The organism is Gluconacetobacter sp. (genome assembly GCF_047721585.1).
GTDB classification, from domain to species: domain Bacteria; phylum Pseudomonadota; class Alphaproteobacteria; order Acetobacterales; family Acetobacteraceae; genus Gluconacetobacter; species Gluconacetobacter dulcium.
On the sequence record NZ_JBDNXE010000167.1, the window covers coordinates 1 to 6,942 of the forward strand.

Below are 6,942 nucleotides of genomic sequence, written 5' to 3' on the forward strand. Positions count from 1 at the left end.
GCAATCCCGAGGCCGCCCGCATCTTCCTGGATCTGCTGTGCGGCGCCCCGCCCGAACGCGCCCCCCGCCTCGCCACCACCCCCGAAGGCGCCCCGCGCGAGGAAGTCCCCAGCTTCCACGCCACCGCCGAGGACCGGCGCCAGGGCAACGCCTACTGGCTGCATATCCTCAACGAAACCGGCATCATGGGCCGCCTGATGCCCGACTGGTCGCGCATCGTCGGCCAGATGCAGTTCGACACCTACCACGTCTTCACGGTCGACGAGCACACGATCGAGGCCATCCGCATCTTCGGCCGGATCGAACACGGCGCGATGGCCGACGAAATCCCGCTGGCCTACGACCTGGCGCGCAATCTCCAGTCCCGCCGCGCGCTGTACATGGCCATCCTGCTGCATGACATCGCCAAGGGGCGCGGCGGCGACCATTCCGAACTGGGTTCCGAAATCGCGCTGGAAGTCTGTCCCGAAATGGGCCTGACCGGCGAGGAGACCGAAACCGTCTCGTGGCTGGTGCTGCACCACCTGCTGCTCAGCCAGACCGCGTTTCAGCGCGATATCGACGACCCCAAGACCATCCTCGACCTCGCCGACACCATCCAGTCGCCCGAGCGCCTGCGCCTGCTGCTGCTGCTCACCATCGTGGACATGCGCGCCGTCAGCCCCCGCGTGTGGAACGCCTGGAAGGCCACCCTGCTGCACGAACTCTACATGCGCGTGGCCGAGGTGCTGGAAGGCGGACTGGCCACCACCGAGCGCGACGTACGCGTGGCCCGCGCCAAGGAAGCGGTCGGCGAGATCCTGGAGGAAGACGGCTTCTCGCCCGAGGAGACCGAGCAGTTCCTCGGCATGGGCTATGGCAGCTACTGGCTGTCCTTCGACCAGGACACCCACGCCCGCCACGCGCTGCTGATCCGGGAGTCCGAACGCCGCGAGTCGCCGCTGACGGTCGAAACCCAGCCCCTGCCGACGCGCGGCGTCACCGAAGTCACCATCTACACCGCCGACCACCCCGGCCTGTTCTCGCGCATCGCCGGCGCCCTGGCCATCGCCGGCGCCTCGATCGTCGATGCGCGCATCCACACGCTGATCAACGGCATGGCGCTGGACACGTTCTGGATTCAGGACGCCAGCGGCGAAGCGTTCGAGGAGCCGCACCAGCTCGCCCGCCTGTCCACACTGGTCGAGCAAACCCTGTCGGGCCGCACCAACATCGCGCGCGAAATCTGCGGCATCGGCCGCATGCGCTACGGGCGGCGCATGCGCGCGATTCATGTGCCGCCGCGCGTGGTCATCGATAACCGCGCCTCGAACAGCTACACGGTCATCGAGGTCAACGGCCGCGACCGTCCCGGCCTGCTGCACGACGTGACGCAGGCGATCAGCGACCACAAATTGCAGATCGCCTCGGCCCACATCACCACCTACGGCGTCCGCGCGGTCGATGTCTTCTACGTCAAGGACCTGTTCGGCCTGAAGATCACCGACGAACGCCGCCTGACGGAAATCCGCGAAGCCCTGATCCACGGCCTGCGCCAGGCCGAGGAAGCCGCCACCAGCGACACCGAAATCCCGCCCGTCGAAACCCTGTCCATCTGACGCAGGCCCGTTTCACAGGGGGCAGGCCGCATGTCCCCCCTGATCGAACCGGAAATCATGGCACAGTTTCCTGACGGAAGCCTGAACGGACAGGGCTGGCGGGTGCAAAAACAGACTGGGGCGAGGCATCCGCCCTTTTCAAAAAACGCATGCCGCAAAAGTCCTTTTCCGCATCATAGATAGCGGCCCCTTCCACCGGTCAGGACGGCCCGCCCATGTCGCGACTTCGCACGCACGCCGAGCACCACGCCGTCGAAAAACTCGGATGGCTGCGCGCCGCCGTGCTGGGCGCCAATGACGGCACATTATCGACCGGCAGCCTGATCGTGGGCGTGGCCAGCGCCCATGCGTCGCATGGCGGCATTCTCGTCGCGGGCCTGTCGGCCCTCGTCGCCGGGGCACTCTCCATGGCCGCCGGCGAATATGTCTCCGTCAGTTCCCAGGCGGATTCGGAACAGGCCGACCTCGCCCGCGAAAAGCGCGAACTGGCAACAGACTGGAACGGCGAGGTCGCCGAACTGGCCGGCATCTACCGCCGACGCGGGCTGGACGAAGCCCTCGCCCGCCAGGTCGCGGTCGCACTGATGCAGCACGACGCCATCGGCACCCACGCCCGTGACGAACTCGGCCTGTCCGACGCCACGGCGGCCCGGCCGTTCCAGGCGGCCCTCGCCTCGACATCGGCGTTTTCCTCGGGGGCGATCCTCCCCGTCCTGGCGGCGATCCTGACACCGGCACCCTATGTTTCCTGGGGCGTATCCATCATCTCCATCCTGGCGCTCGCGGCGCTGGGGGCCATCGGCGCGGTGGCGGGCGGGGCACCCCCATTGCGCCCCACACTGCGGGTCACGTTCTGGGGACTCGTCGCCATGATCGTCACTGGCGGAATCGGACAGGTTTTCGGCGTGTAACCCACGGGCGGCCGACCAGTCCGCATTGTCCCGCCTGACAGCAGCCTCCGTGCATGAGGCATCCAGATTGCGCTCACGCCTCCGCAACTGGCAAGAGAGCAGCCGCACTCGTCCCCGCAGGGAAAAAGCCGCTCCATGCTGTCACAGAGACGAAAAAGCTCTGCATTCCGCGCCATGTTCCTCCTGGCGCTCTTGGGTGGCACGGCCTCCGCCCACGCGCAGCACATGAACGCCGCCGACGCGCCATGCCGCATAACGCAAACCTATGCTCTGGTCGCCTGTCTCGCGGCGGCCGAAAAGCAGGCCGATCTTCAACGTGCCTCCACCTACCGGCAGATTACAGACGCGGTGACCAGCCAGACCCGGATGGAACTCGACCGGAGCGAGCGCGCATGGACCGCCTATCGCGATGCGTTCTGCAAAACCGAATATGATTCCTTCGCCGGCGGCTCGGGCGGCCCACCTGCCCGCCTGGCCTGCCTGGAAGCCCTGACCCGCCACCATGTCGCGGACATGCAGACGGCTTTTCACTGGCGGGTCGAAAAATTCGGCGGGCCGGCCCTCTCGAACACACCCTGAACCGACCGCACAGGGATCTGTCCGTCAGAATGATCACGCCTTCGCGACTGCGCTCTGGTGATCCACGCCGCGCGACCCCACCTGAAAAAGTGTGTGTTGAGACCGTCCAGGAAGGACCGACCGATGAGCATGTACCGCACGATCAACCCCGCGACGGGCAAGACCGAGAAAAGTTTCGATCTGCACAGCGATCGCGAGGTCGTCACGAAGCTGGAGACCGCCCACACGCTCTGGAAGGATGACTGGCGGCACCGCTCCTTCGCCGAACGCCGCGCCATCGTCCAGAAAGCCGCCGACATCCTGCGCCGCGACAAGGAAAAGCACGCGCGCCTGATTTCCATCGAAATGGGCAAGATTCTTCCCGAAGCCATCGGCGAGATCGAACTCTCGGCCGACATCCTGGCCTATTACGCCGAAAAGGCGGAACAATTCCTCGCCCCGATAAAGCTGGATGTCTCGAAGGGCAACGCCACGGTGCTGAGCCAGTCTCTGGGCGTCATCTATTGTGTCGAACCCTGGAATTTTCCCTATTACCAGCTCGCCCGCGTCGCCGCCCCCAACCTGATGGCCGGCAACGTCGTCATGGTCAAGCACGCGCCGGGCGTGCCGCAATGCGCCGAAGCCTTCGAGGCCCTGTTCCGCGAGGCCGGCGCTCCGGCCGGTGCCTACACCAACCTGTTCATCACCAACGACCAGTCGGAAACGCTGATCGCCCGCCCGGAAGTCCGTGGCGTCGCCCTGACGGGCAGCGAACGCGCCGGCAGCGCCGTCGCCGCCCAGGCCGGGCGCGCCCTCAAGAAAAGCACGGTGGAACTCGGCGGCGCCGACGCCTTCATCGTGCTCGACGACGCCGACCTCGATCAGGTCATCCCCCACGCCGTCGCGGGGCGGATGTCGAACAACGGCCAGGTCTGCACCGCCGCCAAACGGATGATCGTCCATGACTCGCTGGTCGATGAATTTACCATCCGCCTGGAAAAGGCCATCGGCGAATTCCGCTATGGCGACCCGCTGGAACAGGGCGTGACCCACGGCCCGATGAGCAGCGAAGACGCCATGAAGCGCGCGATCGCGCAGGTCGACAAGGCGGTGCAGCACGGCGCAACGCTCGTGACCGGCGGCAAACAGCTTGAGCGCGAAGGCTTCTTCATGAAGGCCGCGATCCTCCGGAGCGTCACCAAGGACAACCCGATCTTCTACGAAGAGATCTTCGGCCCGGTCGCGACCATCCATTCCGTCGGCAGCGAGGAAGAAGCCATCGCCCTGGCCAACGATTCGCCCTACGGGCTCGGCGGCTCGGTGCATACCAGCGACATCGCGCGCGGCCGCAAGGTGGCCGAGAAGATCGAAACCGGCATGGTCTTCGTCAACGACATCACCGGCTCCGCCCCCGACCTGCCCTTCGGCGGCATCGGCAATTCGGGTTACGGCCGCGAACTGTCCGAATTCGGCATCACCGAATTCGTCAATCACAAACTGGTCCACACACCCTGATCGACGATCCCCCGGCGCGCGATCCGCATCGCGCCGGGGTCCATCGGCCATCGAACCGTTTCCATGACGTTCCAGAACCGGCAATATGCCGTGGCGCCCAGGCCACCGGCCGGCCGGAACGGAACGGAGAGACGCACCGATGGCAGAGAATGTCGGCCATACCCGCACAGGTCTTCTGATCGGCGCAGCCTGCGCCGGCAATTTTCTCGAATTCTACAATTTCATGGCCTATGCGTTCTTCGCACCCATGATCGGCCATGCGTTCTTTCCTGCCGGCAGCAGCAACCTGATGAACCTGCTGTATGCGCTGATGACCTTCGCCGTCGGGTTCGTCATGCGGCCATTGGGCGCCGTCCTCGTCGGGCGTTATGCCAGGGCCCGCGGCCAACATGCGGCCCTGATGCTGACATTCGGCATGATGGGCGTCGGCTCGTTCCTGATCGCCGCGACACCTCCGGCCGCCTCCATCGGCATCCTGGCCCCGATCATCATCATTTTCGCCCGGATCGTGCAGGGTTTTTCCGATGGCGGCGAGGTCGGGCCAGCGACCGAACTGCTCTATTCAGCCGCCCCCGGCGATCTCGGCGGCGCCTACAGCACGCTCCAGTACATGACGCAGTTGCTCGGCAGCCTGCTTGCCGTCCTGCTGGGCCTCGCCCTCTCTGTCAGCCTGTCGCACGATGCCCTGTTCTCCTGGGGCTGGCGGGTCCCCTTCGTCTTCGGGCTCGTCATCGTTCCGGCGGGTCTTTTCCTCCGCCGCCTTGCCGCCGGCCACGCCATCGCAGTCCACGGTCCCGTAAAGCCGCCGTCCCCCGCGGAGCGGCGCGCGGTGCGCAAAACCATCCTGTTCGTCTTCCCCGCCCTCGTCAGCGGAACCGTTTCCACCTATCTGCGCACATTCGGCGTCAGCTACGCGGTATCGGTGCTGCATCTCTCGCCGGCAATCGGAATGGCCGCCATGACAGCCGGCCTCGCCGCCGGCGCACTCAGCGTACTGGCCAGCATGGCTTACATCGCCCGTTATCCGCACCCGTCGGGCGCGGTCATCGGCATAACCGTCCTGACGGGCATCCTGTCGCCATTCATTTATTATTACGCCATCCACGATCCCGGCATGAGCAGCCAACTGACGCTCAACATCTCCATGTTCGTGCTTTCAGGCTTCGTAATGACCAGCATGTGGAAGATTCTGCTGGATGCCCTGCCGCCACACAACCGCTCCTTTCTGTTCGGCGTCCTCTACGCGCTCGCGGTGTCCGTGTTCGGCGGCCTCACCCAACCCGTCGTCACCTGGCTGATCGCCATCAGCGGCGATCCACTGATCCCAGGCTGGATGATGTCGGCAACCGCCGCGTTGGGGCTCTTCAGCTATTTCCGCCTGCGCGCCTTGCAGGGCGTCGATATGAAAATCGCGAAATAATCGACATTTTCACAAATCACCACGCCGCCAACGCGCCAGCGCACCACACAGCATCCGGATCGGCGCCCGCCAGGCATCATCGGGCTCATCGGGCTCGGTCTGCCTGAACTGCTCCAGCGACGGATACCACCGGCTGGTCCCGTTCCCCCAGCGCGGCGGCTCCGCCCGATCGAACGCGGCCGACCACCGCCAGTCGCCGCCAAACCGATTCAGCAACCAGACCGGCCGCCCCATCGCCCCGGCCAGATGCGCGATCGCCGTATCGACCGTGACGACCAGATCCAGCCCGGCGATCACCCGCGCGGTCTCCAGCCAATCCCCCATGCCGACGGTCTCCATCGCAAACGGCCGATCCTCGGCAACCGCCCCATGCTGAAGACTGACGAAGCGCAATCCGGCAACATCACCCAAAGGCGCCAGCATCGCAGGCGCGATCGACCGCCTGCGATCGAAACGAAACGCCGGATTACCCGCCCAGCACACCCCAACCCGGAAAACCGCCCCTTCAACCCCGGACGGCAGAAGATAGGGCGCAAAAGGCGGCACCTCCGCCACGTCCAGCAGATACGGCAGACTGAGCAGCCCACAACGGGCCACCACGTCATCGGGCACCGACGCACCGGGCGGCAGCAGCACGCACCGCAACGCGATCAGCCCATCCGGGTCAGGCATGTTCCGCACCAGCCGATGCAACGAAGGCGGCAACACGAGCACGACCCGAACCCGACGCAGACAGAACGGAAGATAACGCAGGAACTGGATCGCATCCCCGATCCCCTGCTCGGCATGCAGCAGCAGCCGGCCATGCGGCAGCGCCGATCCATCCCATGGAGCGATATCCGGCCAGCGTGTCTCCGGCAGCAGGAGGGTGCGCGCCTCGAAAGACCGCCAGCCGTCCGCCAGATCACCCCGCGCCAGCAGCAGCGTCCCCCTGTTGAAC

At 65.7% G+C, this 6,942-nt stretch carries 6 protein-coding genes; 5 read left to right on the forward strand and 1 reads right to left on the reverse strand.

The window, feature by feature from the left end; translation table 11 throughout:
* From ABF821_RS19050 to ABF821_RS19070, 5 genes are all read left to right on the forward strand, one after another.
* On the forward strand, window positions 1–1,598 hold a 1,598-nt coding region (locus ABF821_RS19050; protein WP_415531218.1), incomplete at its 5' end, for an ACT domain-containing protein.
* Between the two features lie 215 nt (window positions 1,599–1,813).
* The gene (locus ABF821_RS19055) at window positions 1,814–2,509 is read left to right on the forward strand and encodes a VIT family protein (RefSeq protein WP_415531219.1); all 696 of its coding nucleotides are present in this window, start codon (window positions 1,814–1,816) and stop codon (window positions 2,507–2,509) included.
* Between the two features lie 135 nt (window positions 2,510–2,644).
* On the forward strand, window positions 2,645–3,088 hold the full coding sequence (locus ABF821_RS19060; protein ID WP_415531220.1) for a lysozyme inhibitor LprI family protein: 444 nt from the start codon (window positions 2,645–2,647) through the stop codon (window positions 3,086–3,088).
* A gap of 123 nt (window positions 3,089–3,211) precedes the next feature.
* On the forward strand, window positions 3,212–4,582 hold the full coding sequence (locus ABF821_RS19065) for an NAD-dependent succinate-semialdehyde dehydrogenase (RefSeq protein ID WP_415531221.1): 1,371 nt from the start codon (window positions 3,212–3,214) through the stop codon (window positions 4,580–4,582).
* A 139-nt stretch (window positions 4,583–4,721) separates the two neighbouring features.
* Complete coding sequence (locus ABF821_RS19070; protein ID WP_415531222.1) at window positions 4,722–6,002, forward strand: MFS transporter; 1,281 nt, start codon at window positions 4,722–4,724, stop codon at window positions 6,000–6,002.
* 9 nt (window positions 6,003–6,011) lie between these two features.
* Here the strand turns inward: ABF821_RS19070 and ABF821_RS19075 are convergent.
* Window positions 6,012–6,942 (reverse strand): glycosyltransferase family 9 protein (locus ABF821_RS19075; protein WP_415531223.1); only part of this gene is annotated, 931 nt, incomplete at its 5' end.

Bases quoted from the DNA above. Each gene is read 5' to 3' on its own strand.
- ABF821_RS19055 (WP_415531219.1), top strand. From the start codon at position 1,814: ATGTCGCGACTTCGCACGCACGCCGAGCACCACGCCGTCGAAAAACTC.
- ABF821_RS19060 (WP_415531220.1), top strand. From the start codon at position 2,645: ATGCTGTCACAGAGACGAAAAAGCTCTGCATTCCGCGCCATGTTCCTC.
- ABF821_RS19065 (WP_415531221.1), top strand. From the start codon at position 3,212: ATGAGCATGTACCGCACGATCAACCCCGCGACGGGCAAGACCGAGAAA.
- ABF821_RS19070 (WP_415531222.1), top strand. From the start codon at position 4,722: ATGGCAGAGAATGTCGGCCATACCCGCACAGGTCTTCTGATCGGCGCA.